A 24910-nucleotide genomic window follows, 5' to 3' on the forward strand; every position below is an offset into this window, starting at 1 on the left:
CGTGGGGGGGCGCGGGGGGGGGGGGGGGCGGGGGGGGGGGGGCGCGCCCCCCCCGCGGGGCACCCCCGCCCGCCCCCCCCCCCGGGGGGGCCGGGGGGGGGCGCCCGGACGGGGTCACGCGACGGCGGTGCCCTCCAGTTCGACCATCTGGCCGGGGACGGCCAGCCGTGCCACCCCGAGCATCGTGGTGGCCGGTGCCACCCCGGCGGCGCGCAGCCGCGAGGCCAGCGCGTCGTAGTGCGGGAACAGCAGGTCGACGTCGGTGGTGTACACGTTGAGCCTGACGAGGTTCGCCAGGGACATGCCGGCCGCGTCGAGCACCCCCTCCAGATTGTCCAGGCTCAGCGCCAGCTGCGCCGCCATGTCGCCCTCGTGCTCGGGCCTGCCGTCCTCGCTCATCGCGGTCTGCCCCGAGCAGTAGAGCGTCCGCGTGTGTCCGGAGACGACCTCGCCCTGGTTGAACCCCATGTCCAGCGACCACGTCACCGGGTTGACCGCCGTGCGTTCCACTGCCACATCCGCTCCGTTCGTCCGGCTCGCACCGCGTCGTTCCGACGCGGGATCCGTACGCCCCGCCGGCGCGGGAGCCGCCGGTGACGTCGTGTCCGTGAGCCTTCCAACGAATCACGACACCCTCCGTCGTGTATTCGGTAGGGTCCCGGCGTGCGCGCCGATCGGCTGGTCTCCCTGGTACTGCTGCTGCGGCAGCGCGGCCGGCTGACCGCGGACGCGCTCGCCCGCGAGCTGGAGGTCTCCACCCGTACCGTGCTGCGCGACATCGAGGCGCTCTCCTCGGCCGGCGTCCCGGTCTACGCCGAACGCGGCCGGCACGGCGGGTTCGCGCTGCTGCCCGGCTTCCGGACCGAACTGACCGGGCTGAACCACGAGGAGACCCTCGCCCTGCTGACCGCCGGACCGGGACGCGGCGGGCAGGCGTTCGGTCTCGGCCCGGCGCTCGCCTCTGCCCTGCGCAAGGTGGTCGACGCGCTGCCCGAGAGCCGCCGGGACGCCGCCGGCGACGCGGCCCGCCGGCTCCTCGTCGAACCGGAGACCGACCTGCTCCCTCGCAGGACGGACGCCGAGGAGGTGCCCGGCGCGACGATGGCCGAGATCCGGCGCGCCGTGCTCGCCGGGCAACGGCTGCGCATCCACTACGCGGCGGCGGACCAGGAGCCGCGGTGGCGCACGGTGGACCCGGTCGGCCTGGTCACCGTGCGCCGGCGCGGTTATCTGCTGGCCACGCGGTCCGGCGCGGACCGCACCTACCGGCTGTCGCGGACGCTGGCCGCCGAGGCGCTCCCCGAACCGGCACGGCGGCCGGAGCGGGTCGATCTGGACCGCGTCTGGCGGGAGCGCTGCGCGCGGTTCCTCGCCGACGGCCACATCACCGTGCCGGTACGGGTGGAACCGGGTCGGCGGGAGGAGCTGGTGGACGCCGCGGTGGCCGTCCGCACCGTGGAGCCCGACGCGGACGGCAGGCTGCGGCTGGAGCTGACGTTCCAGGACCTGCGGCACGCCGAGTGGGCGCTGTGGCGGCTCGGTACGGACGCGGAGGCCCTGGCCCCGGAGTCGTTGCGCGCCGCCCTGCGCGACCGCGCCGCGGAGATGGCCGCCCGTTACGGTGCCGGTCCGGCGGCGCGGGCCCTCACCGAGCACCCCGGCGCCCGGTGACGGCCGGGGCGGGCCGCCGGGGGCCGGTCGTACCGCCCCGGCCCCCGCCCCGCGCGTCAGGACAGCCGGTCCAGGATCCCCTCCACCTCCGCGAGGATCGCCGCGCCCACCGGCTCCGGCCGCGCCCGCTCGCGCAGCAGGGCCCAGGCGGCGCGCACGATCCCGGTGCGCCGCGCGAGGTAACCGCGGATGTCGGTGGTGGGCACCTCGGGGACGCCCTTGTCGATCAGCAGGGCGGTCAGGTGGATCTCCCGGGCGAAGGAGTAGCAGCCGTGGAAGACGGCGGTCAGCGGCCGGTCGGCGTCGACGACGGGGCTGATGGCGCGGTCGTCGGGGTTGGCGCACAGCGGCATCAGGTCGATGAGGGTGCTCATCCGGTTGTGCCCCGTCTCGTGGACCAGGGTCTGTGCCGCCATCAGGGCCGGGCGGGGGCTGCTGACGATCTGGCCGCGGAAGGCGTGGATGCTGTAGTTGTGCGGCCTCAGCCCGGCCCACGGCATCGGCAGCAGGCGCTCGACGCACGCCCGGGTCTCGTCCCACGCCTCGGGCCACACCGCGCGCAGCAGCTCCGCGGCCTCGGTGAACTCGTCCCGGAAGCGCGCCACGTCGGCCGGTTCCGCCGTGGGCAGCACCTCGGTCGGCGGCAGGTGCCGGTCCAGCCACCGCGAGGGGCCGGGCACGATCCACGGGCCGTCGAGGACGCGGTCCAGCGCCCTCGTGTCCGGCCCGTCCTCGAAGAGGGAGACGGTGGTGGCGCCGTCACGGGCGAGGACGGTGCCGTCCGCCGCGACGCTCAGCGACCAGGTGCCGGCCGCCGACCGCGCGCCGACCGCACGGCCCAGCCGGGGCACGGCCAGGCCCCCGTCGCGGTCGGCGGGGACGCGGATCTCCGGGACGGGCACCGTGCCCCCGGACGCCGCCAGTTCGGGCAGCAGGAAGAAGGCGAGCCAGTGGGCGAGCGGGTCCTCCTGCCGGGCGACGGGCAGGTCGCCCGGCTCCTGCTTGGCCACGGCGATCCACGACGTGACGTCGGGACCGGCGAGCAGGCGCTCCAGGGCGGTGGCGGGGGTGGCGGTGAGGGTCGTCACCACCGCCTGGTACAGCTCGCGTTCCGCCTCCCCGGTGGTCCGGGCGAACCGGTGGAGCACCAGTTTCAGCAGGTCGCGCAGGTTCTTCCGGGCGAGCAGCGCGTTGAGCGGGGCGACCGCGTCCGGGGTTCCGCCCGGCAGGACGAAGCCGTCCACCGGAGGGGCGGGTGCCGCGGCGACGAACGCCTTCACCGCCGCCATGTCGATGTCGAGCCTGTCGACCGGTCCTCGCGTCGTCCGCGTCGCCACTTCGCCTTCCGCCTTTCTCCTGGTCCGTTCCAGCGCGCCGCCGCGGGCGAGGCCCGTGACGGCCTCGGCGAGCCGGGCCCTTCTCTCCCCGCCGGTTCCGGGTCCGACCGGCAGGGGCCGCTGCCAGGTCTCCTCGTGCCGCAGTTCGGCGCCGAGGGTGCGGTGGAGGGCCTGCCAGACGGTCCTGGCGTTCACCACCAGGCTGACGCTGAGGCTGTCACCGTCCGAGACGCCCCAGTGCCGCCACAGCAGCGGGATGTACAGCACGTCCCCCGGGTGGAGGGTGAACTCCCGCGCGTCCCGGGTCATCGGGGCACCGCCGACGCCGGGTTCGCCGAGCATGCGCAGCCGCCGCTGCTCGGCGTCCAGCGTGGTGGGCGGGGCCAGCCGCCAGCGCTTGTCGCCTTCGAGCTGGACGGTGAAGTTGTCGCTGTTGTCGATGTGCGAGCCGATCGAGGAGCCGCCCTCGGTGAGGAACACGTCGCACCACAGGTCGTCCCAGTCGAACTTCTCCCGGGCCGCCCCGCACAGCCCGGCCACGCCGGGCAGTCCCCCGCGCAGCGCTTCGAGGAACCAGATGGAGCGGCCGTCCGTCCGCACCCCGGTGGTGGCGTCGGCCAGGGCCCTGACCTCCTCGCGTCCCGGTGCCCGGGTGAGGAAGTCGCCCGCCGCGCCCCGCAGGACGACGGGTGCGCGCCGCCAGTGGGTGCCGAAGAACTCCTCGTCGAGGACGGCCAGCGGTTCCGGCCGTCGCGGTGGGGTGGGGTTCATGCTGCCGCTCCGTTCCCGATCAGCTGTTCGTGCGCGTCGATCCGCCGCGTCAGCCACGGCTGCCGCTCGATCCCCAGGCGGTCGCCGAGCCCGGCCGCGAGCCGGGCCGCGTCGGCGTGCAGCGGATAGTGCCGGGCGAAGTCGAGGAGGGCCCGGTGCGCCTCCTCGTACGCGCCGTTCCGCAGGGTGCACAGGGCCGCGAGGAACGCGGACTTCACCTCGATGGTGTCCGTGCGCTCCCCGGTGGCGCGGCGGAACCACTCCCCCGCCTCCGTGAAGGCCCGCCTCCCGTAGTGGGACAGGCCGATGCCGTACGCCAGCCAGGAGGAGCGGCAGCCCGCGCGGGCCGCCTCGTGCCAGCACCGGGCGGCCCGGTCGGCGTCGCCCGCGGTGTGCAGGTGCAGCAGGCCCAGCAGGGCGGTGCCGACCGGGCCGAGCGGGGCCAGCTCGGACTCGTACCGCTCCGGCGGTACGGGGTCCGCCGCCCCGCGCAGGGCGGTGAAGGTGGCCTGCGGCAGGGGGAGGGCGTCCCGTTCGCGCTGCCGCAGGCCGCGCGCCAGTTCGCCGGCGAGCAGCGGGGCGAGGTCGCGCCGGGCCTCGGGCAGGAAGCCGCTGCGCACCGAGTACGTCATGGAGTCGACGTTGCCGCGGAGGCCGTGCCGGTCCAGGAGGCCGAGGAGTTCGTCCGGCCGGTGGTCCTGTCCGGTGCGTACGTCGGCGAACCAGTCCAGGTCGAGGTCGACCCGGGCGGCCGGGTCCTGGGGCGTGGCGCCGAAGGTGTCCGGGGTGTGGATCGCCAGGTCGAGGCCGCAGACGCGGGTGTACAGCGCGCCGCGGCCGTCGAAGCGGGTGGTGTCGAGCACGTCGGGCTCCGCGGCGATCACGCTGAGCGCGGCGAGCAGTCTGCGCCGGGCGGCCGGCGAGTCCGCCTCCCGCGTGGCCCGGACCCAGGTCAGTCCGGACACCAGGCCGAGGGTGGCTCCGGCGGCGTAGAAGTCGTCCAGGCCGTAGCTGCCCTCCACCTCCCTGATGGGCAGCTTGCGGTTCTCGTCCTCGACGGTCCGGTCGCCGCCGGGGCGGGTCAGCCGGGCGGCCGCCGCGCGGGTGAGCGGCTTGAGGTCGAGGTGCCGGTCGAAGCAGACGACCGACTCGGCGCGGTAGCCCAGCCGCGTCCAGCTCGCGACGACTTCGCCGTGTTCCTCGTGCAGCGCGATCACGGGACCAGTCCCTTCCTCCGGAGCGCCTCGCGGGCACGGTCGACGGCCGCGGCGCGTTCGCCGGCGGTCCAGGCGCGCAGCCAGCCCGGCCGGGGCTCGGCGCTCCACAGCAGGGCGGCGACCAGGGGGGCGCTCAGTCCGCCCGCGAAGTACCGGCCGCCCCGGGCGACGAAGACGGCCGGGGCCCCGGGCTCGCGGTCGGCGTCGCGCAGCGGCCGGGTGCCGTCGGTCCAGGCGACCCAGGCGTCCTCGCCGGTGCGGCGCAGGTGCGGGTGGCGGATCAGGTAGCCCGGCTCGGGGTGCCGGGCCAGCGTCTTGACCAGGGCGGCCAGCAGTTCCCGTTCGACCAGGAGCGCGGTGGGCACGTCGTCCCCGGCCCGGTCGAGCAGGAACTCCCCGAACGCCTCGGTCACCGAACGGCCCCGGCACAGCCCGAGCATGTCGACGTCGTGGCAGTGGGGTCCGCGCAGGAACTCCGCCACCGCGCGCTGTCCCGCGTTGTGCCGGTCGGGGTACAGCGCGCGCAGGCTGCCCGCGAAGTGCTCGCGCAGGGGCACTCCGCCGATGGCGCCCTGGGAGATGCCCTGGGTGAGTTCGTGCGCGACCCTGGCGAGCTGTTCGGTGTCCACCGCGCGCAGGGCGGCCGGGGCGCCCGGGTCCACGGCGGCGACACCGTCCGTCCCGCCGGTGCGGCGGGGGCCCGGATAGGTGAGGCGGTGCTTGAACGCGCGGTTGAGTTCGGTCAGTTCGCCGCCTGCCACCGGCCCACCGCCTTCCGGAGGCGTTCGAGGTTGGGCAGGCTCCTGGGCACCAGCCGGCCGTCCCTGTCGTAGTTGGGGTCCTCGTAGGTGACCGCCTCCAGCCGGGGGCACAGCTCCATGAGCCGTTCCGCGAGGACCAGCTGTTCGTCCAGCAGGACTCCGTGGTGGAGGTCGAGGAAGCGGTCGCGGCTGAACGCCGAGCCGGACAGGTGGAGTTCGGTGCACTGGTCCAGCGGCAGCCGGTCCAGGTCGGCGTAGAGTCCGGCGCCCCGTTCGCCCCGCCACCACCGCCAGCTGATCAGGTGCCCGACGTCCAGGGTGACGTCGACGCCGCTGCGTTCGGCGACCCTGCGGAAGAAGTCGTAGGCGTCCATGTCGCCCACCACCACGGTGACGCCGTCGGTGAAGCCCGGGAACTCCACCCGCAGCACCGGGTCGAGTTCCCGCATCGCCTCGCGGATGGCGCCGGCCACGGGGGCGACGTTCTCCTCCACCAGGTAGGGCGGCAGCGGGTAGGGCATGGGGATGCCGCCCAGGGACCACATGCCGAGGTCCTCGACGACCCACTGCCAGTCGAAGTGCCGGTGCGTCTCGTTGGTGAACTCGTAGACGCGGGCGCGGTCGTAGGGTTCCGCGGCGCCCAGGTTGAGCATGGTCTGGTGCAGGGCGACCGGGGTGCCGGCGGGGAGCGCGGCCATCAGGCGCCGGTAGGGCTCCAGGTAGTGCGCGGCGAGCAGCGGCACCGGTCCGCGGGGCTGGAAGGCGAAGGCGTAGTAGGCGTAGTCGGTGCCGTGGCGGGCGAGGAAGTTGCGGACGCGTTCGTTGGGGCCCGGTTCGTCGGGGTCGAAGCCGATCGGGGCGCCCCAGGGCAGGTCCATCCCGGCGCCCAGTCCCCGGCGCGCGGGACGGCCCGCGCGGGCGGGACGGGGCAGGGGTTCAGCTGTGGTCACCGACATCCGCCTCCTTCAGCAGGCCGAGCAGTTTGCGGCCGAGTTCGGTACGGGCCGTCAGGCGGCTCACGGCGCCGGACGCGCGGAGGGTGACGTGTCCAGGCCCGATGCCGTACCGCATGCGCCAGCGCAGGTCGATCAGGCGTCCCTCCAGCGGCACGATCCAGGGGTGCAGGACCAGTTCGTCCGTGGGTACGGCGCCGCCGGCCTTCTTCCACCGCGGGTGCTTCTCGTCGTTCTTGCCGGGGAGCACCGTGCGGACGGTCTCGCGGAGCCAGTCGGCCCGTTCCTCGCGGGTGGCGCCCTCGTAGGTGAGGGTCCTGCCGTGCCGTCCGGCCAGGTAGCTGAAGCCGTCGTTGGACTGGAGCGCGTCGTCGTCGGCCAGGGTGAGGCCGGTGCGGTGGCGGGGCTCGGAGACGAGCAGGGAGGTCGGTTCGGCGATCATCATCTGGGCGGCGTCGATGCCGAGCCGGGCCGCGTTGCGCACGAGGAACTCCCGGCTCTCCCCGGCCTCCTCCGCCGTCTCGCCGGGCAGCCCGCCCATGACGCTGAGCCGCAGCACGATGCCCACCTCGTCGAGCACCTCGACGATCCGCTGGTACAGGTCGGCCCGCACGCCCTTGTCGACGAGGTCGAGCAGCCGCTGGGAGTTGGTCTCGTAGCCGACGCTCATCAGCCGGCAGCCCGCGTCGTACATGCGCCGGACGAAGGCCCGGTCGGCGAGCAGGGGCTCCAGCCGGTTGCGGGTCGACCAGGTGAAGGCGTGGCCGCGGGCGCGCACCAGTTCGGCGGCGCCGAGGACGAGCCGCAGGTTGCAGTTCTCGTCGACGAACGCCACGAAGCGCGCGTCCGTGCCGCGCAGGCCGTGCTCCACGTGGTCGGCGAGCTGTTCCTGGGTGAGCTGCTGGTAGCGGCCGCGGGTGCGGTTGCCGTAGGAGCAGAACGTGCACCGGCCCCAGTAGCAGCCCACGCAGGAGATGAGGGGGAGCTGGAGTGCGGGGCTGAGGTACGAGGAGAAGGGCAGGCCGTCGAAGTCGGGCGGCGGGTTGTCCGCGAGGTGGTGCTCCGGCGCGGGCGCGGTGCCGCCCCGCGCGGTGATCAGTCCGGGTACGTCGTCGAGGGGCAGTCCCTTCTCGACGGCCCCGGCGAGCCCGCGCAGCACCGCCTCGCCCTGGGTGGTGACGAGGGCGTCGACGTGGCGGAACGTCTCGGGGCGGGCGGCCAGTTCCGCGCCGCGCATCATCAGCTGCTGGCCGCCGAGGACGACGAGCGTCCCGGGGGCGTGCCGTTTCACCAGCCGCGCCACGCGGAAGGCGGGCGCGAGTTGGCTGAAGTACGCCACGGAGAGGCCGACGACGCGGGCCGGACGGTCGGCGAGCGCGGCGAGGGCCAGGGCGTCGTACTGGTGGGCGGCGAGGTCCTCGGGCGGCGCCTCCCGCTCGGCGAGGCGGAGGACCTCGGGCAGGCTGGTCGCGGTCCGGGTCAGCGCGCTGTCCCGCAGCATGATGTCGAGGACGTTGTTGACCAGCCGGAATCCCACGTCCCAAGGCAGCGACGTGCTCTCCTTGCGGACGACGGTCCGGTGCAGCAGGTCGTGCCGCTGTTCCGCGAAGGACAGCAGGGTCCGGTCGAACTCGTCCAGTCCGCCCAGCCCCAGCCGTTCCCTCAGCGTTCCGGGTTCCAGCAGCCGGTGCGTCAGCGCGATGTTGAGGTCGCTCTGGGCCGCCGCGACCCCGTGCCGGCGCAGGTAGGAGACGAGCATGGGGAGGCTGAGATAGGGGAACAGGCGCGCCTCGGTCACCCCGGGGAAGACCAGGTGCACCGCTGCCTGAGGTGTCCGGTGGGGCACCGTTCCTCCTCGTCGGGCCGGCGGGGTTCGGTTCGGGCGCCGGGGCCGGCGGGACGGTTCCCCGTCGGGGAGCCGCCCGCCGGCCACGGCCGTGCGTCAGACCGCGAAGCGGAAGGCGTGGAACGCCGCGCCGTCCTGGAGCTCGGCGGCCTCGACGACCTCCAGACCGTCCAGCTCGGTCAGCAGGTCCTCGTTCACGTCCTTCTGGATCTGCTCTTCGTTCATGGCGATTCCTTTCTCGACATGCGGGGGACGGCGTGCGGACACGCCTGGCCCCACAACGGATTTTCCTTACTCCTCGACGGAACTCCGGCGGAAAGGGAAAACCGGGGAAACCCGAGGAGGCACAGGGCGCCACAGGACTGCCGCCGCCGCGGGGCTTTTCGCTCCCGGGCATGCCGCGGTCTGGCGGATCTCGCTGAGAAGTGGAATGGGAACGGCTCCGGCCGTATGCGTACGGCGCCGCCGGAAAAGAAGCGGAAAGAAGCAGAAAGAAGCGAGGAGAATCAGGAAAGAGTGCCGTGCTCAGTGTCCGGCGCGAACGGCAGGAATCACAAGAAAGCCCCCGTGGTCCGGCATCGCGGTGTCCGCGATGTCCCCGTGGAGCCCGGCGCCGGACTCCTGACACGAAGACGTTAGAGAGGATTACCGGGGGCTGTCAATGATGACTCTCCGCAACTCGATCAGGATTCAACAATTCCCGTCGCGCCCTCGCGCCGCGACGCTCCTGAATGCCGCCGGACGACGGCGCCGAAAAGGCGGGACGTCGTGACAGACACACACGCCGGCCCGTAAGCTCGGCCGGCACGATCGGGTGGGCGAATGCCCTGAGCACATCGGCCGAAAATGTTCTTCACAAGGGGGAAACGTGGGGCGTGGGCCCTTCTCGCACGCTGGTTACCGCTGGCTGTGGTCCGGCCAGCTGATCAGCATCATCGGCGACCAGCTGTTCCCCATGGCCGTCGTCGCCCTGGCGCTGGGCAGGGACGGGTCCGCCTTCTCGCTCGGTGTCGTCTTCGGCTCCCGCTTCGGCGCGCTCGCGCTGCTCATCCTGGTGGGCGGCGTGCTCGCCGACCGGATGGACAAGCTCCGCCTGATGATGTCCAGCGACGTGGTCCGGCTCGCCGCCGTCCTGCTGCTCATCACGCTGGGGAACGGCGCCCCGCTGTGGGCCCTGGCCCTCATCACCTTCCTGATGGGCGCCGGCGAGTCGATCTTCCAGCCGGCCCACGACTCCCTCGTGCCGTCCCTCGTGCCGGAACAGACGCTGGAACAGGCCAACGCCGCCACGAACATGCTGAAGAACATCGGCCAGGTCGCGGGCCCGGCCGGAGCCGGCCTGCTGGTGGCGGCGGTCGGCCCGCGCAGCGCCCTGTGGGTCGACGCGGCGACCTTCGCCGTCTCCTCGCTCACCCTGCTGATGGTCGGACGGCAGCTCGGCGAACGGCGCCGGCCCGCCGCCCGCCGGCAGGAGTCGATGCTCGCCGAGGCCGTCGCCGGCATCCGCGTGGTGGTGCGGATGCGGTGGCTGATGGCGCTGGAGGCGATGGCCGTCGTCCACGTGCTGCTCGCCGTCGGCCCCTGGTTCGTCCTGGTCCCGCTGATCGCCGACGACCGTCTCGGCGGCCCGGCCGGGTACGGGTTCGTCCTGTCCGCGTTCGCCCTCGGCGGCATCGGCGGCGCGGCCCTCGCGGGTCTGACGCAGAAGCTCTTCCGGCGGCCGGGACTGTGGGCGCTGGCCGCGATCAGCCTGTTCGGCGTGGCCTGCCTCGCCTTCGCGGTGACCTCCTCCCTGCCCGTGCTGGTCGCGCTGTTCGTGCTCGGCGGCGCGGGCGTGCAGTTCTTCGACGTGCTCAAGACGACCGCCATCCAGCGGCACGTCCCCCGCGCGCTCCTGGGCCGCGTCTTCGCCCTCGACTTCTTCGCCTCCTTCGTCGGGATGCCGGCCGGACAGATGCTGGCCGGTCTGCTGGTGGTGGGCGCCGACCAGGCCGCCACCGCGATGGCGGCGGCCGGTGCCGTCGTCTTCGTCACCACCCTGCTGCCGCTGGCCGTACGGGACGTGGCAACCCTCGGCGGTGCCGGTACCGGTGCCGGACCGCTTCCGCCCGACGCCGCCGAAGGGGCCCCCCTCCCCGCCGGAGGGGGCAAGGCCGAATGAGCGCGGCGGCGACGGCCCGCTCGCTGACCGCCGAACTGACCGCGCTGTGCCACCGGTTGCCCGGAATGCGGGTCGTCGTGGAGACGGACGCCACGGGGTGGGCCGTCCTGGTGACGCACGACGGCGGGGGCCTCGTCCGGTGGGGCGTCCGCTCGCCGGACGCGGCCGGCCTGCGGACGGCGCTGCTGTCGGAGGGGCTGGACTCGCTCCGCACCGACCTGGACGCCCACCGGACCGCCCGCCCCCTGCCCGCCCGGACGGCCGCGCCCGTGGTGATGACACCGCTGATGGCCGCCATCGCCGTGCACGAATGCGTCGGGCACACCAGCGAGGCCGACAACCACGCCGCCTACGGGCACCGGTTGGGCATCGGCCTCGGGGACCGCTGGACCCGGGTCCCGCTGACGGTGACCGACGACCCGACCCGGTCCGGGCACTGCGGGTCCTACGACCACGACGACGAGGGCGTGGCGGCGGTCCCCGTCCGGCTCGTCGAGGACGGCCGCTGGAGCGGACTGCTGACCAGCCGCTCCCACCCGGGCCCGGCCGGCAGCAACGGTCACGGCCGGCGCGCCCCCGCCGCCCCCGGGGCGCTCCCCCGGATGGGCGTGCTGAGCGTGGGACCGGGCGAGCACCGCGCCGAGGACCTCGTCGCGTCGGTCGCGGACGGCTTCCTGCTCGGCGCCCCGCGCGAGGGCGGTTCCGTACGGGAGTACGCCCTGCTCAAACCGGCCTGGGCCCGGCGGATCCGCGACGGCCGGATCACCGACGAGGTGTACCGCGACCTGGTGCTGCGCGCCCACAAGGTGCAGCTCATGAGGAGGCTGCGCGGTGTCGGCGACCGGGTGGTGATGAACGACCCGTACCACCGCTGCGAGAAGAAGGGCCAGGAGGTCTCCGTCTCCCTGGAAGCCCCGTACCTGCTCTTCGACGACCTGCTGCTGTATCCGGACGGAGGGACACCATGACGGAGTTCGTGAGGGGCCTGACCTACGAACGGTTCCTGAGCGAGTACTGGCGCCGGAAGCCGCTGTTCGTCAAGGGCGGCGCGCACGACCTCCTGGGGCGGACGCTGTCCTACGAGGAGGCGGACGCGATCGTCGCGCGGGTCCGCGAGCGGACGCCCGACCGGCTCGCCCGCGACCCGGGACGCATCGAGTTCGTCAAGGGCGCCGACGCGGTGAGCCCCGAACTGGCCCGGCGCGCCAAGGAACTCCAGCGGGCGCTGGGATGGCCGCGGGTCACCTTCGACGTGTCGCGCACCCACGCCCCCGGCAGCATCGGCTGCCACTTCGACTACGACGACAACTTCACCCTCCAGCAGGACGGCAGCAAGGTCTGGCGCGTCGGCTCCCCCACGGCCGTACCGGAGGCGGACCGGCGGCGGCGCGTCCTGGAGGACCCCGCGATCTCGGGTCGGTTCTACCTCACCGACGACTACGAGGAGTTCGTGGTCGAGGCGGGCGACCTCCTGTACATCCCGCTCTTCCACCCGCACTGGGGCACCTCCACCGGCCGCTCCCTCTCCCTCACCATGACCTGCAACCTGGTCACCCCGCTCACCGAGCTCTGGCCGGTGCTCCACGAGGAGCTGTCCGGGCTCCGCCCGTGGTGGCACCCCTCCCCCCTGCCGGACGCTCCCGACGAGCGGTCCCTCGGCGAACTCCTCGACCTGCTCGCGGACCCCGGGGTACGAGGGCGCGTCCTGGCCCGGTGGCGGGAGGCCCGCCGCTCCACCGTCGCCCAGCACCGCCCCGAATCGCACCCGGCCCGGCCAGAACCCGTCCGGGTCGACCCGGTGACGGTCGACATCACCCCGGTCAAGCCGCTGTTCACCGGCGCCGCGCCCGCGATCGACCTCGGGGAGGCGGTGCTGCCGGGCGGGACGGCCGCCCGGCTGGACGGCCCGGTCGCCCTGCGCCACCTCAAACGGCTGCTGATCCTGGCCCGGGACCGGGCGGGAGCCTGCGGCGACGCCCGGCTCGCCGGCTCGGTGCAGGCCGTGGTGAACGGACTCACGCGCCTGCCGCACCCCGTTCTGCTCGCCTGGTGCCGGGGCCCCGAGGTGACGTCCTGGGTGCGGCAGGCGGAGCGCGAGCGCGAGGCCGGCTACCGGCGCGCGCCGGACCTCCTGCTCGCCCACCTCACGTCGTTCTGCCTGCCCGAACTGGTCCGGCACGGGGTGCTCAAACCGGGCACCGTCCTGGTGGCCGCCCCCGGCGCCCCGGCGGAGCTGGTCCTTCCCTCGGCGGGCCGGGTGATCGCGCTGCCGGACGCGGCGGACGGGACGGTGACGGTCGAGGTGCACACGTCGCACGCCGACGTGGCGGGCGTACGCATACCCTCCACGGACCTGTCGGGAGAGACGGCGGGTCCGTCCGTGACCGTGCTTCCCGCCCTTCCCGGGGGCGGCCCCTGCGTCCTGCCGGCGCATTCCTGGTACACCGCCTTCCACCCGGCGGGGCACCTCTCGCCGCCTCCGCCGAGGGGGGAGCGCGCGGAGGAGTTCCTGGAGACGGTGGCGCGGGCGCTGGCCCTGATCGAGAAGGCGTGGCCGCCGGCCGCGGACGACGTCCGCGCCTCCCTGCGCCGGCTCGCCCCGGCGTGGTCGCCCTCCTCGCCGGAGACGGTGCCCGCGTTCCGCGGCGCGGCCGTCGTCGCCGGGACCGGCCCCCTGGAGACGGCCCGGCACCTGTGCCGCGCGGCCGCCCAGACGCGCTACGACGCGATCGGTGACCTGTACGCGCTGAGCGAGGAGCCGGGGGCCGTCGTACGCCCGTCGCCGGCCGGGGCCGGTCTGCCGGTCTCCGCGCTGCTGCGGGACACCTACGCGGCGGTGAACGAACGGGAGTTCCTGCGCCGCCACGACGGCGCCCCGGACCCCGAGCCGGGCCTGTCCGCACGCATCCGCGACTCCTTGGACGCCCTGCGGCACGACGGGCACCTCACCTCCCGGGGCCGTGCCCTGTGGGCCGGGCTGTCGGCGCGCGGGTGAGGGACCCGCGGTGCTCGCCGCCGCCCGGGACCCGCGCGGCGGCGCGGACGTGGTGGTGCCCCGGAACGCGGAGGGCGTTCCGGGGCACCGGTCGTTCGGCGGTTCGCTCAGCCGTGCTTGACGGTGAAGGAGCACCAGGCGGTCCAGGCGGAGGACGTGCCCCCGTCCTTCACGCGGACGCGCCAGCGGTAGGCGCCGTCGGCGAGGGTGCCCTCGGGCAGCTGGAAGGCGGCGGCGTTGCTGGTGTCGCTGGTGAGCTGCCGGTGGAGCACGGGCCCGCCGGCGGCCGTGTCGACCTCGAAGGCCACCTTGCGGCGCGGGCCGGGCCGGGCCGGCTCGACGGTGCCGGGCGGGGCGACCGACTCCAGGGTGGCCGCGAGGGTCGGGGTGCCGGTCGTGACGACCGGGTCCCCGGCCGGACCGCCGCAGAGCTGGAAGCCCGCGTACGAGCCGTCCGAGATCCTCGGCGCCTCGGGCGTCGGCAGCAGCCGGCCGTCCCCGGCGGCCGCCGCCGGGGCACGGTCCGCGGAGGCCGCGGCGAGGGCGATCGGGGCCGCGACGGCGCCGACGGCGCAGGTCGCGACCAGGGCGACGACCGTCCTTCGCACCCCCTTGCGGGGCTGCTGGGGCTGGTGGGTGCGCATACGCATGTCCTCGTCTCCTCTCCTCGTCCTCATCGGTCTCATCGGTCTCATCGGTCTCATCGGCCGCTACTTCACGTACAGCGTGTGGTCGGGCTCGGGCGCCTGCACCTGCGTGCACTGGTAGGAGGTCCAGCGGTGTTCGGCGACGAGCCGCTTGCCGACCTCCTGGCACCCGGCGAGGTTGCGCAGCGTCTCGTACGCGGTCCAGCTCGCGGCCGTGTTCGGCTTGAGCCGGTTCGCCACCCCGTACGCGGCGGCGTTGCCTCCGGCGGTGACGCCGTCGGTCCCGTCCCACCGGTAGTGCACGCCGAGCCAGACCCGTCCGACGGCGTTCTCGGTCGCCGCGGCGGAGATCGAGGTGAAGGTGCGGGTGGCACCGAGGGCGTTGGGGTCCTCGGTGGTGGCGGTCCAGGTGATCCGGTCGGTGCCGAACCACGTCTGCGTCGCCTTCGACCACGCGCCCGCGAAGGTGGCGTGCCCGGAGATGTACGCCGGGAAGGGCGGCGAGAAGTGCTGGCCGTTGCGGTCCTGGGACAGCGGCTGCCAGTTGGTGTCGGCGGTGGTGTTCGCGTTGCCGTCGCCGTCGAGGCGGATCGCGCTCTCCGGCCGCCACAGGTCGACGTCCGTCCGGTACTTCTGGTCCCAGGAGACGATCGACGCGTCGGCCATGGCGAAGGCGGTCAGGGCGAAGAGCTTGGCGTTGCCGGCGACGGTGGTGCCGTACTGGCGGGACAGGGTCTGGGTGTGCTCGAAGAGCTGGCCCGGCGGCTTGTAGGTGCCGTCGAGGTCGTTGGCCCAGAACAGGGCCGCCTTGGTCTGGTCGGCCGTACGGGCCGTGGACTCCGCAGCGCCCAGGCTCTTCACGTCGTTGACCTGGTCGGCGTACGCCTGGCTCGGCAGCAGCGTGCTCATCTGCGTGTGCCCGGCCGGGCCGGCGGAGCGGAACTGGGAGCTGCTCGCCATGCCGAAGGGCTTGACCAGGCCCCACTGCGGGGTGGCGCCGTCGCCCGTGCCGGTCGGCCGCCAGTAGCCGGGCTGCGTGGAGCCGGTGTACGGGGCGACGGGGGCCGAGCCGTCGTTCTGGCGGGCGGCGATCATCGCGGCGGCGGCCTTCTGGCCGACCTCGGTGCCGGCGGCGCGCTGGGCGGCCGTGACGGCGGCGGGGATGGTGGAGCGGGCGGCGGCGATCTCGTCGTCGAAGTTCAGCGCCGGGTAGAGCGACCGCAGAACGTCGAAGGCGGCGTGGTCGATGGCGCTGTTCACGTCGGGCACCGCCCCGTTGGAGGCGGTGGCCTTCACCAGGTAGGCGTCACCGAGGCACTTGAGCGGGCCCTCCGCGCACCGGGCGGAGTTGGCCGCGTCGTAGATCGCGCCGTGCACCATGTCACCGGCCCGGGCGAGCGGGCCGGGAGCGCCGCCGACCTGGCGGTAGGTCTCCTGCAGGACGTCGTTCCAGTAGACGACGTGGTCCTTGACCGGGTCGGCGGGGGTCTCGTAGGTGACGAGGATCGAGGGCGCGGTGGTGGTCTGGGCGGAGGCGAAGACCTTGAACGCCGTGACGTCGTTCTCGTCGGTCGCCCGCAGGCCGACGGTGTCGACCGCGTTGGCCGTCCTGGACCACTGCTTCACCAGCGGGGTGATGTCCTCGGATATCCAGCGCGGGCCGCAGTCCGTGTGCCCGTGCGTCTGGGTGGAGGAGGTCACCTTGGAGCGCCAGGCGGGCTGGCTGTTCCAGCGGGTGGCGGACGACGCGTTGCCGGTGTCCCATATCTCCCAGGAGCGCGGTGTGCAGCCGTCGGACCAGTTGGCGTAGAGGTTCAGCTCCGCGTTGAGGACGTCCTGGCCGGTGACGGCGGAGTTCCTCGGGAAGTTGATGAAGGAGCGGGCCTCGCCCTTCTGCCACTCGCGGCCGACCCGCAGGTCGGGCGCGGCGGAGAAGTCGGCGGTGTCGCCGTTGCGGACGTAGGTGTCGAAGTCGGTGCCGAAGTAGACGGCCGGGTCGATGGTGACCGGGTAGCGGGTGGCCTTGTCGGCCAGGAAGGAGCGGTCCGCCCTGACCGTGAGGTCGAAGCCCTGTCCCCGCTCGGTGACGTCCAGGTCGACGCGGGCGGTGCGGGCGCCGGGAGCGTTCTCGCCGCCCGCCGAGGCGTCCCACATGTACGGGGTGGAGCCCCGCCCGACCGTGGCACCGGTGCGGGTGTCGGTCAGGGTGAGCGTCTCGTCCTCGCCCTGGCGCGCCTCCAGCCCCTTGGAGCGAACGGGCAGCGTCAGGGCCGCGGCGCGCTCGGCGGCCCCCCGGTCGGCGACCACCAGGAACTGCTCGAAGCCGGTGCGGGTGGCCTCGACGACGAGGTCGGTGCCCGGCAGGACGTTCTCGTACGTCGCCTTCGAGCCGCTCAGCCGCGGCTCGGGCAGCGCGCCCTTCCAGCCGAGGGCCAGCTCCCGCTCCCCGCTCCCCGCTCCCCAGGGTGGCGAGGTCGCCTCCGGCGGCCCCGGTGCGCCCGGCGAGACGCAGGCCGCGCGGGTGGGCCTTGGGGCGGACGGTACCGTCGGCGTCCTTGACGAGCGTGAGGTCGACTCCGACCCAGCGGCCGTTCTCCCGGTAGCGCACGGGACCGGCGAAGGACTCGACGGACATGGTGCCGTCGGGGTTCGCCCACAGGGTCGTGTTCTCGGTGCGGGCGCCGACGACCTCGATCCGCCGGCCCTGGGCCTGGGCGGTGAGCCGCGCGTTCACCTCCTCGCGGGAGGTCGCGGAGGGCGTGGCCGCGGAGGCATGGGTGGCCTCTGCGGCCGGGGAGGCCGCCGCCGGGGACAGGGGGCCGCCCGCCAGCACGCCCACGGGGGCGAGCAGAGCCAGAGCGAGAGGCAGGGCCAGGGTCCGGGTCCTGCCGTGCCGGGCCGGTCCACGGGACCGGCCGGTGGTTCTGCGCACGCTGTACTCCTTCTGATCGAGAGGGAACAGACGCGCGGCAGCCTGCCAGTCGTGATCTTGCTGTGCCCACGCCGTTTCTCACCGTGACGGTGTGATCATTCCGGCGGCGGAATCAGGAACTCCACCCCCACGGAAGGACGTTGGCCGGGGACATACCGAACACCCCCCTCGTACGGTGTCAGGCGCGGACGATCTCCGCGGCACCGAACGAGACGTCGAAACGGTCGCACCAGATGCTGACGCTCGTGTACGCCGAGAGGTCCAGATCCGCCGGCAGCGGATAGTTCTGGTCGCCCTTGTTCCCCTTGAGCTTGGCGAGGTTGACGTACTTCCCGTCGTCGAAGACGCCCCAGCCGGCCTTCCCCTCCTTCACCGGCGCGTCGCTCAACCACACGCGCAGATCGGGGCCGTTGCTCGTGTCGAGCCCTTCGAGCCGGAGCGTGTGAGTGCCGTCGGCGAGCCGGACGATCCGCACCGTGCCGGTCGTCATGTGTTCGTGGCTGATGAACGAGCCCCGCGCCACGGTGGCCGGACCGGCGGGCGGCGCGGCTCCCGGGGAGGAGGACGGGTTCGCGGACCCCGTCCGCGTCCCGGTCGGCGTGGCCACCGGGGGCAGCGCCTCGTTGACGGTCTCGTCCACCCACAGCGCCCAGGGCTTGAACCACACCAGCCCGGCCACCACGACCACGGCGGTGACGACCGCCGCCCCCGCCCACCACTGCTTCTTCGTGACACGCCCCATGGCGCCCCTCCTTCGTCCCTCACGTCTTCTCGGGGCCATCCAACGCGACCTGGCATACCGGCGGAAGACCCGGTCGGCGGTCGAAGGGCGTTGTGCCGTCGGGCCGGGACAAGGGGGGCGCCTCCGGGCGAGGGGCCTGCGGACATGGAGGGAGGTCACGGCCGCGTCCGAAGGAAGGCGCTCCCCTGGTGAACCGGAGCGCTCTTTCCCCCGTTGCGTCGATGGGACGCGCGTGCGTCCCGGCGCCGCCGTGCGCTGCGAACCTCGGCGGCACCACACCACCACGGAAGGAACAACGCACCAGTGAAGCGTTTCATCGCACGCCTCGCGGTAGTCGCGGCGGCCGGCGCCATGGCCGTCACGCTGCCGGCTTCGTCGGCGTTCGCCATCAACCGCACCGATTGCAACGGACTGGGTCTCCTGTCGCTCCACAACGCGGGCGGCTCCCTCTGCTTCGCCAACGCGGGCGCGCAGAACGTGGCGATCTACGGCGTGGACCGGATCTGGACCGGAGACAACAAGGTCACGCTGGAGTACGTCCCGAGGCTGGGCGCGCCGGCGACCAGCGCCACCGTGGACAAGTGGCACTTCGGCAACGTCCCCGGTGACCCCATCCACAAGATCACGAAGATCACGATCTGGTAGCACCCGTCGCCGCGAACGAGGCGACAGCGGACCCTCGTCGGCGAGTGCGCCGGTCGCCGGCCGGCACCGCCCGCACCACGGGGGTCGTCGCCCTCCCGGACACCCGGCCCGATCGAGGTCCTGTGCCAGGGTGAACCGGAGTACGTCCTGCTCGACGGGTCCCCCGCCGAGCGCGACCGGAGCGGACGACGGGCGGCCCGGCCACGCGCACCGGCACCGCCGCCACGGCGTGACCGTGCGGGTCGTGACCGACCCGCACGGTCAGGTGCTCCGGAACGGATACGAGAGGGCTCCACGACGCTCGAACCGCGAGATCCAGGTGCTCGGACATCATCCCCGCCACCTTTCCCACGGCGGCGTTCGCGGACTGGGTTCCGAACATCACTCCGAAGAAGAGCGTGAGCACTCCCTTGGTCGCGTCGTCCAGGTCGTCGTCGTCGAGGGAGAACAGATCGGGCCAGCTGTAGAGGTAGGCGAGCTTCTGCGCGATGCGCAGCATGTGGGCGACGTACTGGGCCAGATCGGCCGGCACCGTGGCGGGCAGGGCGATGAACCCAGGGATCCCGGCAGCCGCGGAGACCGCGCTCACCTTGGCGGTTTCGTAGCGGATGGACTCGTTGGCCACCCGGTCCAGAACAGCCAGCGGGATGCCCGCCGCCGCGGGGGTCTCTTCTGTCGCTCTGCGCAGTTCGTCCTCGGAACAATGACGGGCCAGCGCCGCCCGGAGATACGCCTCCCTGTCGATGCGCACACCCGGAAGCCTTGCCGCGCCGACCAGAAGAGCGGAGAAACGCGACTCCGCGGTCTCGCTCAATTTGCCCGTGACCATGCCGGGAACGTACAGCAGACGGGTGATCCGCATCCATCGAACCGGTCCTTCCGCTCGCGGATCGGGGGTGCGGGAGCCCCTCACGAACCGCCGGCCTCCCCCGGCGCCACGGGCCACCCTCCCCCGGCGGTGGCGGACGCGCCCACGGGGCACACCCACCGACCGCGGGTCAGACGTCCTTCTTCACCGGCTCCAGAATCGCCCCACACTCCACGTGATGCGCCATCGGAAAGATGTCGACTCCAGCGGGATCCGGAAACTCGCAGGTCAGAGCCCATCTCGCGGCTCGCTGTAACGCCTGCGGGCGCCCGGAGCGTCAAACGGGCGTCATGACCAGCAGCCACGACCGTGATACGGAAGGTGCGCCTGTTGCGGGCAAGCCCCGCGGCCAAGGCGGCAGTGGTTCTCAGGCGAGGACGACTGGCTTGCCGCTCAGCACCACACCGGCCTGGCGTAGCTCGTTGATCGCGGCGCTGGTGGTGTCGGCGGCAACGCCGGCGGTGTAGTCGAGCAGGACCCGGACGGCGAAGCCCGCTCGTACCCCGTCGAGCGCGGTGGCCTTCACACAGTGGTCGGTGGCGATGCCGACGACGTCGAGACCACTGATGTGGCGGGCACGCAGCCAGTCGGCCAGCGAGGTGCCGTCCTGAGCCGAACCCTCGAAACCACTCTTCGAGGCGGAGTACGCCCCCTTGTAGAACACCTCGTGCACACCGCCGGAGGTGACGGCGGGCGCGAAGTCCGGATGGAACTCGCCTCCCTCGCCGCCCACGACGCAGTGCTCGGGAAAAGAGTTCTGGAAGTCCGGGTGCTCGGAGAAGTGGGCCCCCGGGTCGATGTGGTGGTCACGGGTGGCGACGACGTGCGCGTACCTTCCATTGGCGCGCCGTACCAGGTCGGCGATGGCCACAGCCCTGCCCGCGCCGCCCTTCACCGGAATACTGCCGCCCTCGCAGAAGTCCTTCTGCACATCAACGACGATCAATGCACGGCGCACGGAGACCCTTTCCCTCGGAAGAACCCATTGTCCGTATGGTCGCTCCCTCCCTCGGTGAGCTGACGCAACACTCGTCGGCACTCACCCGAAAGAGACACACGTGGTGAAAGTGTCCCGCTGCGGGTCGAGCACCCGGCCGAGAGACGAGCACCCGGCGAAGTCCGTGCGGTTGTCCGCCGTCCGGTGCGTCGGCTCGACCGGCCGACCTCGGCACCATCCGGCCGTCCGCCGGACAGCCCGGAGAAGTCGCCCTCGACTGGGCCCGCAAGCACAGAGCTCCCCCTCTGCGGGACTGCGGAGAGCCGAACCCACGCGGCCGTTGGAAGACTCGCGCCCCTACAGGGTTCGGCAGCGGGCCGCAGGGGGAGTCTGTGTCCTGCGGCCCGTCAACTGACCTGGAACCCCTGCGACACAAGTGGCCGCCGTCCGGGAGCCGGGGAAACGCGGAGACGGAGTTGAGGCATCGTGGAACGACGCATGTCGGTCGCGACGCACTGGGGCAGTTTCGTCGCGGTGGTTGATTCCGGTCGGCTGGTACGCATCGAGCCGAGGGGCGATGACCCCGCGCCGTCGCCCATCGGACCCGGAATGGTGACAGCCGCCGACGACAGCGCCCGCGTGCTGCGCCCCGCGGTGCGCAAGGGCTGGCTGAACGGCCTGCCGCGCGCGCACGACACGGCCAGGGGCTCGGACGCCTTCGTGGAGGTGAGCTGGGACGACGCGATCACCCTGGTGAGCGAGGAACTGCGACGGGTGCGTTCTCGGCACGGAGACAGCGCCGTGTTCGGCGGCTCCTACGGCTGGGCGAGCGCGGGCACGTTCCACAACGCGCAGGCGCAACTCCACCGGTTTCTGGCGTTGGGCGGGGGATACACCGACTCCCGCAACACGTACAGCACCGCGGCTTTGGAGGTCATCCTCCCCCATGTGATCGGCGGAGCTCCGTGGAGCTACCAGTCCCGGATGCCGATGTGGGACGAGATCGCCGAGAACTGTGAGCTGGTGGTGGCGTTCGGAGGGCTGGCTCTCAAGAACAGCCAGGTCAACCCCGGCGGACTGGCCAGACACCAGACGCAGGACCTGCAGCGGAAGTGCCGTGCGGCCGGGGTGCGGTTCGTGAACATCAGCCCTCTCCGCAGTGACACCGCCGGCTTCCTCGACGCCGAGTGGCTGCCCGTCGTCCCCAACACCGACACCGCCGCGATGCTCGGCATCGCCCACACGATGCTGGTCAACGGCTGGCACGACGAGGACTTCCTTCGCCGTTGCTGCGTCGGCTTCGACCGCTTCGCCTCCTACGTGACCGGCGAGGTCGACGGCGTTGCCAAGGATGCCGCCTGGGCAGCGAGGATCACGGGCATCAGCCAGGACACGATCACCGAACTGGCCCGCCGCCTGTCCACGCGACGTTCGCTCATCATGGTCAACTACGCGATCCAACGGGCGGACCACGGCGAACAGCCGATCTGGATGTCGGTCGTACTGGCCGCCATGGCGGGCTCGATGGGGCGGCCGGGCTGTGGCTGGGGCGCGGGCTACGCGACGATGGACGCGACCGGCGTCGCCCCGGGCCGGCCCTCCGTGGCGTCGGTTCCCCGGGTTCCCAACCCCGTCGCGGATTTCATCCCCGTCGCACGGATCGCCGACACTCTGCTGCATCCGGGCAGGACCATCGACTACGACGGCCGGCGCCTGACCTTGCCCGAGCTCCACCTGGTCTACTGGTGCGGAGGGAACCCGTTCCACCACCACCAAGATCTTCACCGCTTGGCCCGCGCCTGGCAGACCCCTGACACGGTGGTGGTGCACGAAGCCTGGTGGAACACCACGGCCAAGTTCGCCGATATCGTCCTTCCCGTCGCCACCGGCCTGGAGCGCGACGACTTCGCCGCCGGATTCTCCGACCCCCACCTCGTCGCGATGCCGAAAGTCCGTGAGCCGGCGGGCGAGTCACGCACCGACCATCACATCTTCACCGCCCTGGCCTCCCGGCTCGGATACGAGCGCGAGTTCACGCGGTCACGCTCCGAGATCGAATGGGTCCGGCACCTCTACGAGCAGACGAGGGCCGACCTCGGCGACGACGGGGCCTTGCCGAGCTTCGACGACTTCTGGCGAAACTCCACGGCTGAGCTACCGGCGCTGCGCGGCCCGTTCCCCGGCAGCTTCGAGGCGCTCCGCGCGGATCCCCGGCGCTTCCCCCTGACGACCCCGTCGGGCCGGATCGAGATCTTCTCCGAGGAGATCGACTCGTTCGGCTACGACGACTGCACCGGGCATCCGGCGTGGTTCGAACCCGTGGAGTGGCTCCGTGCCGACCTGTCGGACCGGTTCCCGCTGCACTTGATCTCGAATCAGCCCGCCTCACGCCTGCACAGCCAGTACGACAACGGCGGCCACAGCCTGAAGTCGAAGATCCGTGGCCGTGAGCCCGTGACGATCAATCCGCTGGACGCCGCGCCCCGTGGCATCGAGAACGGCATGATCGTACGCGTCCACAACGACCGCGGCAGCTGCCTGGCGGGGGCAGTCCTGTCGGACGACGTCATGCCCGGCGTCATCCAACTGTCCACCGGAGCATGGTGGGACCCGGCCCAGCCAGGCCGGAGCGGCACCTTGGACCACCACGGCAATCCGAACACCCTTACGGCCGACCGAGGGTGCTCACGTCTGTCCCAGGGGCCGAGCGCCCACAGCGCGCTCGTCGACGTCGAACTCTACGACGGCCCCCTTCCGGATGTGCTCGCCTTCGCACCACCCCACCTCGAACGCTGACCCGCAAGCCGCCTGCCTCTTCGAGCAGGCCCTTCGTGTTCGCCGTCGTCGAGCGCGCAGCGGGCCGCCCCGGCTGCCAGGGGCTCCCCTCCCGTTTTGCAATTGCGTAATCGGATGAATACTGTGCGCAGTCGTGACTGCACTTCAAGACCTCAAGTACGGCCAGTGGTTCAGGGGCGCCGACGTCGACGGCGACGGGTTCATCACCCAGCAAGACGTCCGCGCGATGAGCGAGCGCTACATCGCCGCCCGGGACACCGCGCCGGACTCCGCGTCCGCCCGCCGGCTCATCGAGGGAATGGACGGGTTCTGGACGAATGTGATCGCCCCGATGGACCAGGACGGTGACGGGAAGGTCGATCTGCGGGAGATGACCGAAGGCTTCAGGAGCGTCCTGACCGACCCGGCCCTCTATCCGCAGCAGATCGCGCCGGTCACCGACTGCTTCTTCGACCTCGTCGACCTCAACGCGGACGGCAAGATCGACCAGGCCGAGTTCCAGCAGATGTTCGACTCGGTCGCCGGTGTGCCCGGCGAGGACTGCGCCACGGTCTTCGCCGCTCTGGACAGGGACGGCTCCGGCGGACTGGACCGCGCCGAATTCCACCAGGCCCTCATCGAGTTCTTCTACGGCAACGACCCGGACGCTCCTGCCAACCACCTCTTCGGCAAGGTCACCGCCTGACAGCCCGGCATGCGACCGCCCACACCACTGTCGTGCGGGCGGTCGGCGTCGAGGCCCCGGGCCGGGCAGTCCCTGGCGCGTCCCCCGATCGGCGGCCGACCCGTCGTTCTCGTCCGGCCCCGGCGCGTCCGGGTCGCGCAGCGGGCGCAGAGCACCGGCCAGTTCCGCCGACGGATCTCGCCGGGCATCGTGATGCAGCAGTCTCATCCTCGCGGCCTTCGTGCGGGACGTGTGCGCTCCTTGGACGGACCACCTGTTCAGACGAAGGCCGCTTCCGCGTACGGCGGATACCGAACCGGGTGAACGAGTACGACGCACCGTTCGAGGAACGGGTTCCCAGGAGGCACGCCCGTTCACGACCTCGCGGCCTCACGACCAGACGAGGCGCCCATCGACAACCGAACAGACCGGACAGTCCCCCGCGCCGATCCTCCTCAGCATCTCCGCCACGGAGTCGAAGTAGTGGGCCAATGACGCGTACTCGCCGGTGACCGTGGGCCCACCCACGAACCATCTGCCGACACGACCGTCCCTCGCGTCGATGAACTGTCCCATCCAGCCGTCCTGGTCCGACTGGAACGGGATCCACTCCTCGCGCCATTCGCCCCCGCCGGACAAGGGGTGATTCGCGTAGAGCCTCTCCATCGTCCGGATGCCCAGAAAGAAGCTCCCCTCGTCCGGGAACCCGGCGTAACCGCAGCAGGCCACGTCGTCGTCCACATCGTCCTCGGGAAGATCCAGGTTGTTCCGCAGCAGCCACGCCCGCAGTTCCCGAGGCAATGAGACACCCATGCGTTCCTCGGCGGCCGCGAGCATCCGCTCCGCGGCCGGGCCGGGCAGGTCCGCGTGATCGGCCGGAGCGTACTCCCGGAGGAGATCCATGACGCGGGACCAGCTCTCCACCCCACTCATCCCCCGCCGCCCCTCTCCGCACAGATTCGCCATG

General features: G+C 72.6%; 20 protein-coding genes. 7 read left to right on the forward strand and 13 right to left on the reverse strand.

Annotated features, from left to right (window positions below; genetic code table 11):
• Positions 1-114: 114 nt before the first annotated feature.
• Positions 115-510, reverse strand: a complete 396-nt coding sequence (locus ACFYZY_RS16260) for a RidA family protein (RefSeq protein ID WP_388694363.1) — start codon at positions 508-510, stop codon at positions 115-117.
• A 153-nt stretch (positions 511-663) separates the two neighbouring features.
• Here ACFYZY_RS16260 and ACFYZY_RS16265 point away from each other — a divergent pair, with 153 nt between their 5' ends.
• Positions 664-1671 (forward strand): helix-turn-helix transcriptional regulator, encoded by a 1008-nt coding sequence (locus tag ACFYZY_RS16265; RefSeq protein WP_388694073.1) that lies wholly within the window; start codon positions 664-666, stop codon positions 1669-1671.
• A 56-nt stretch (positions 1672-1727) separates the two neighbouring features.
• Here ACFYZY_RS16265 and ACFYZY_RS16270 read toward each other — a convergent pair whose 3' ends face one another.
• From ACFYZY_RS16270 to ACFYZY_RS16295, 6 genes are all read right to left on the reverse strand, one after another.
• Positions 1728-3779: a JmjC domain-containing protein gene (locus tag ACFYZY_RS16270; RefSeq protein ID WP_388694075.1), complete on the reverse strand. Its 2052-nt coding sequence runs from the start codon at positions 3777-3779 to the stop codon at positions 1728-1730.
• Entirely contained in the window at positions 3776-4996 is a 1221-nt protein-coding gene (locus tag ACFYZY_RS16275; RefSeq protein ID WP_388694077.1) for a tol-pal system YbgF family protein, read from the reverse strand. The genes ACFYZY_RS16270 and ACFYZY_RS16275 overlap by 4 nt, the downstream gene beginning before the upstream one ends.
• On the reverse strand, positions 4993-5757 hold the full coding sequence (locus ACFYZY_RS16280) for a hypothetical protein (protein ID WP_388694079.1): 765 nt from the start codon (positions 5755-5757) through the stop codon (positions 4993-4995). Before ACFYZY_RS16280 ends, ACFYZY_RS16275 begins: the two co-directional genes overlap by 4 nt.
• Positions 5739-6707 (reverse strand): DUF692 family multinuclear iron-containing protein, encoded by a 969-nt coding sequence (locus tag ACFYZY_RS16285; RefSeq protein WP_388694082.1) that lies wholly within the window; start codon positions 6705-6707, stop codon positions 5739-5741. The genes ACFYZY_RS16280 and ACFYZY_RS16285 overlap by 19 nt, the downstream gene beginning before the upstream one ends.
• Positions 6694-8556, reverse strand: a complete 1863-nt coding sequence (locus ACFYZY_RS16290) for a B12-binding domain-containing radical SAM protein (protein WP_388694084.1) — start codon at positions 8554-8556, stop codon at positions 6694-6696. The genes ACFYZY_RS16285 and ACFYZY_RS16290 overlap by 14 nt, the downstream gene beginning before the upstream one ends.
• 96 nt (positions 8557-8652) lie before the next feature.
• On the reverse strand, positions 8653-8781 hold the full coding sequence (locus ACFYZY_RS16295; protein WP_360737009.1) for a hypothetical protein: 129 nt from the start codon (positions 8779-8781) through the stop codon (positions 8653-8655).
• Between the two features lie 643 nt (positions 8782-9424).
• Here ACFYZY_RS16295 and ACFYZY_RS16300 point away from each other — a divergent pair.
• The 3 genes from ACFYZY_RS16300 to ACFYZY_RS16310 are packed head-to-tail and all read left to right on the forward strand — an operon-like array spanning position 9425 to position 13712.
• On the forward strand, positions 9425-10717 hold the full coding sequence (locus ACFYZY_RS16300) for an MFS transporter (RefSeq protein ID WP_388694087.1): 1293 nt from the start codon (positions 9425-9427) through the stop codon (positions 10715-10717).
• Complete coding sequence (locus tag ACFYZY_RS16305) at positions 10714-11685, forward strand: metallopeptidase TldD-related protein (protein ID WP_388694089.1); 972 nt, start codon at positions 10714-10716, stop codon at positions 11683-11685. Before ACFYZY_RS16300 ends, ACFYZY_RS16305 begins: the two co-directional genes overlap by 4 nt.
• On the forward strand, positions 11682-13712 hold the full coding sequence (locus tag ACFYZY_RS16310; protein WP_388694092.1) for a JmjC domain-containing protein: 2031 nt from the start codon (positions 11682-11684) through the stop codon (positions 13710-13712). Before ACFYZY_RS16305 ends, ACFYZY_RS16310 begins: the two co-directional genes overlap by 4 nt.
• Before the next feature lie 107 nt (positions 13713-13819).
• Here ACFYZY_RS16310 and ACFYZY_RS16315 read toward each other — a convergent pair whose 3' ends face one another.
• From ACFYZY_RS16315 to ACFYZY_RS16325, 3 genes are all read right to left on the reverse strand, one after another.
• Positions 13820-14362 (reverse strand): hypothetical protein, encoded by a 543-nt coding sequence (locus ACFYZY_RS16315; RefSeq protein WP_388694095.1) that lies wholly within the window; start codon positions 14360-14362, stop codon positions 13820-13822.
• Positions 14363-14422: 60 nt separating this feature from the next.
• Positions 14423-16666 (reverse strand): DNRLRE domain-containing protein, encoded by a 2244-nt coding sequence (locus tag ACFYZY_RS16320; RefSeq protein ID WP_388694097.1) that lies wholly within the window; start codon positions 16664-16666, stop codon positions 14423-14425.
• 803 nt (positions 16667-17469) lie between these two features.
• Positions 17470-18033, reverse strand: a complete 564-nt coding sequence (locus ACFYZY_RS16325; protein ID WP_388694100.1) for a DM13 domain-containing protein — start codon at positions 18031-18033, stop codon at positions 17470-17472.
• 303 nt (positions 18034-18336) lie between these two features.
• Here ACFYZY_RS16325 and ACFYZY_RS16330 point away from each other — a divergent pair, with 303 nt between their 5' ends.
• Positions 18337-18678, forward strand: a complete 342-nt coding sequence (locus ACFYZY_RS16330; protein ID WP_388694103.1) for a beta/gamma crystallin domain-containing protein — start codon at positions 18337-18339, stop codon at positions 18676-18678.
• Here the strand turns inward: ACFYZY_RS16330 and ACFYZY_RS16335 are convergent.
• Positions 18665-19507 carry a hypothetical protein gene (locus ACFYZY_RS16335; RefSeq protein WP_388694366.1) on the reverse strand — a complete coding sequence of 281 codons (843 nt, stop codon included), beginning with the start codon at positions 19505-19507 and terminating at the stop codon, positions 18665-18667. The genes ACFYZY_RS16330 and ACFYZY_RS16335 overlap by 14 nt on opposite strands.
• A 406-nt stretch (positions 19508-19913) precedes the next feature.
• Positions 19914-20504, reverse strand: a complete 591-nt coding sequence (locus ACFYZY_RS16340; protein WP_388694105.1) for an isochorismatase family protein — start codon at positions 20502-20504, stop codon at positions 19914-19916.
• 477 nt (positions 20505-20981) lie between these two features.
• Here ACFYZY_RS16340 and ACFYZY_RS16345 point away from each other — a divergent pair, with 477 nt between their 5' ends.
• Both ACFYZY_RS16345 and ACFYZY_RS16350 read left to right on the forward strand, forming a co-directional pair.
• The gene (locus tag ACFYZY_RS16345) at positions 20982-23279 is read left to right on the forward strand and encodes a molybdopterin-dependent oxidoreductase (RefSeq protein ID WP_388694107.1); all 2298 of its coding nucleotides are present in this window, start codon (positions 20982-20984) and stop codon (positions 23277-23279) included.
• Positions 23280-23412: 133 nt separating this feature from the next.
• On the forward strand, positions 23413-23964 hold the full coding sequence (locus tag ACFYZY_RS16350; protein ID WP_388694109.1) for an EF-hand domain-containing protein: 552 nt from the start codon (positions 23413-23415) through the stop codon (positions 23962-23964).
• A 369-nt stretch (positions 23965-24333) separates the two neighbouring features.
• Here the strand turns inward: ACFYZY_RS16350 and ACFYZY_RS16355 are convergent, their stop codons facing one another.
• Positions 24334-24876, reverse strand: coding sequence for an SMI1/KNR4 family protein (locus ACFYZY_RS16355; RefSeq protein WP_388694112.1), 543 nt, complete (start codon positions 24874-24876; stop codon positions 24334-24336).
• Positions 24877-24910 lie beyond the last annotated feature (34 nt).

This window comes from Streptomyces sp. NPDC001744 (assembly GCF_042892575.1).
Taxonomy (GTDB): domain Bacteria; phylum Actinomycetota; class Actinomycetes; order Streptomycetales; family Streptomycetaceae; genus Streptomyces.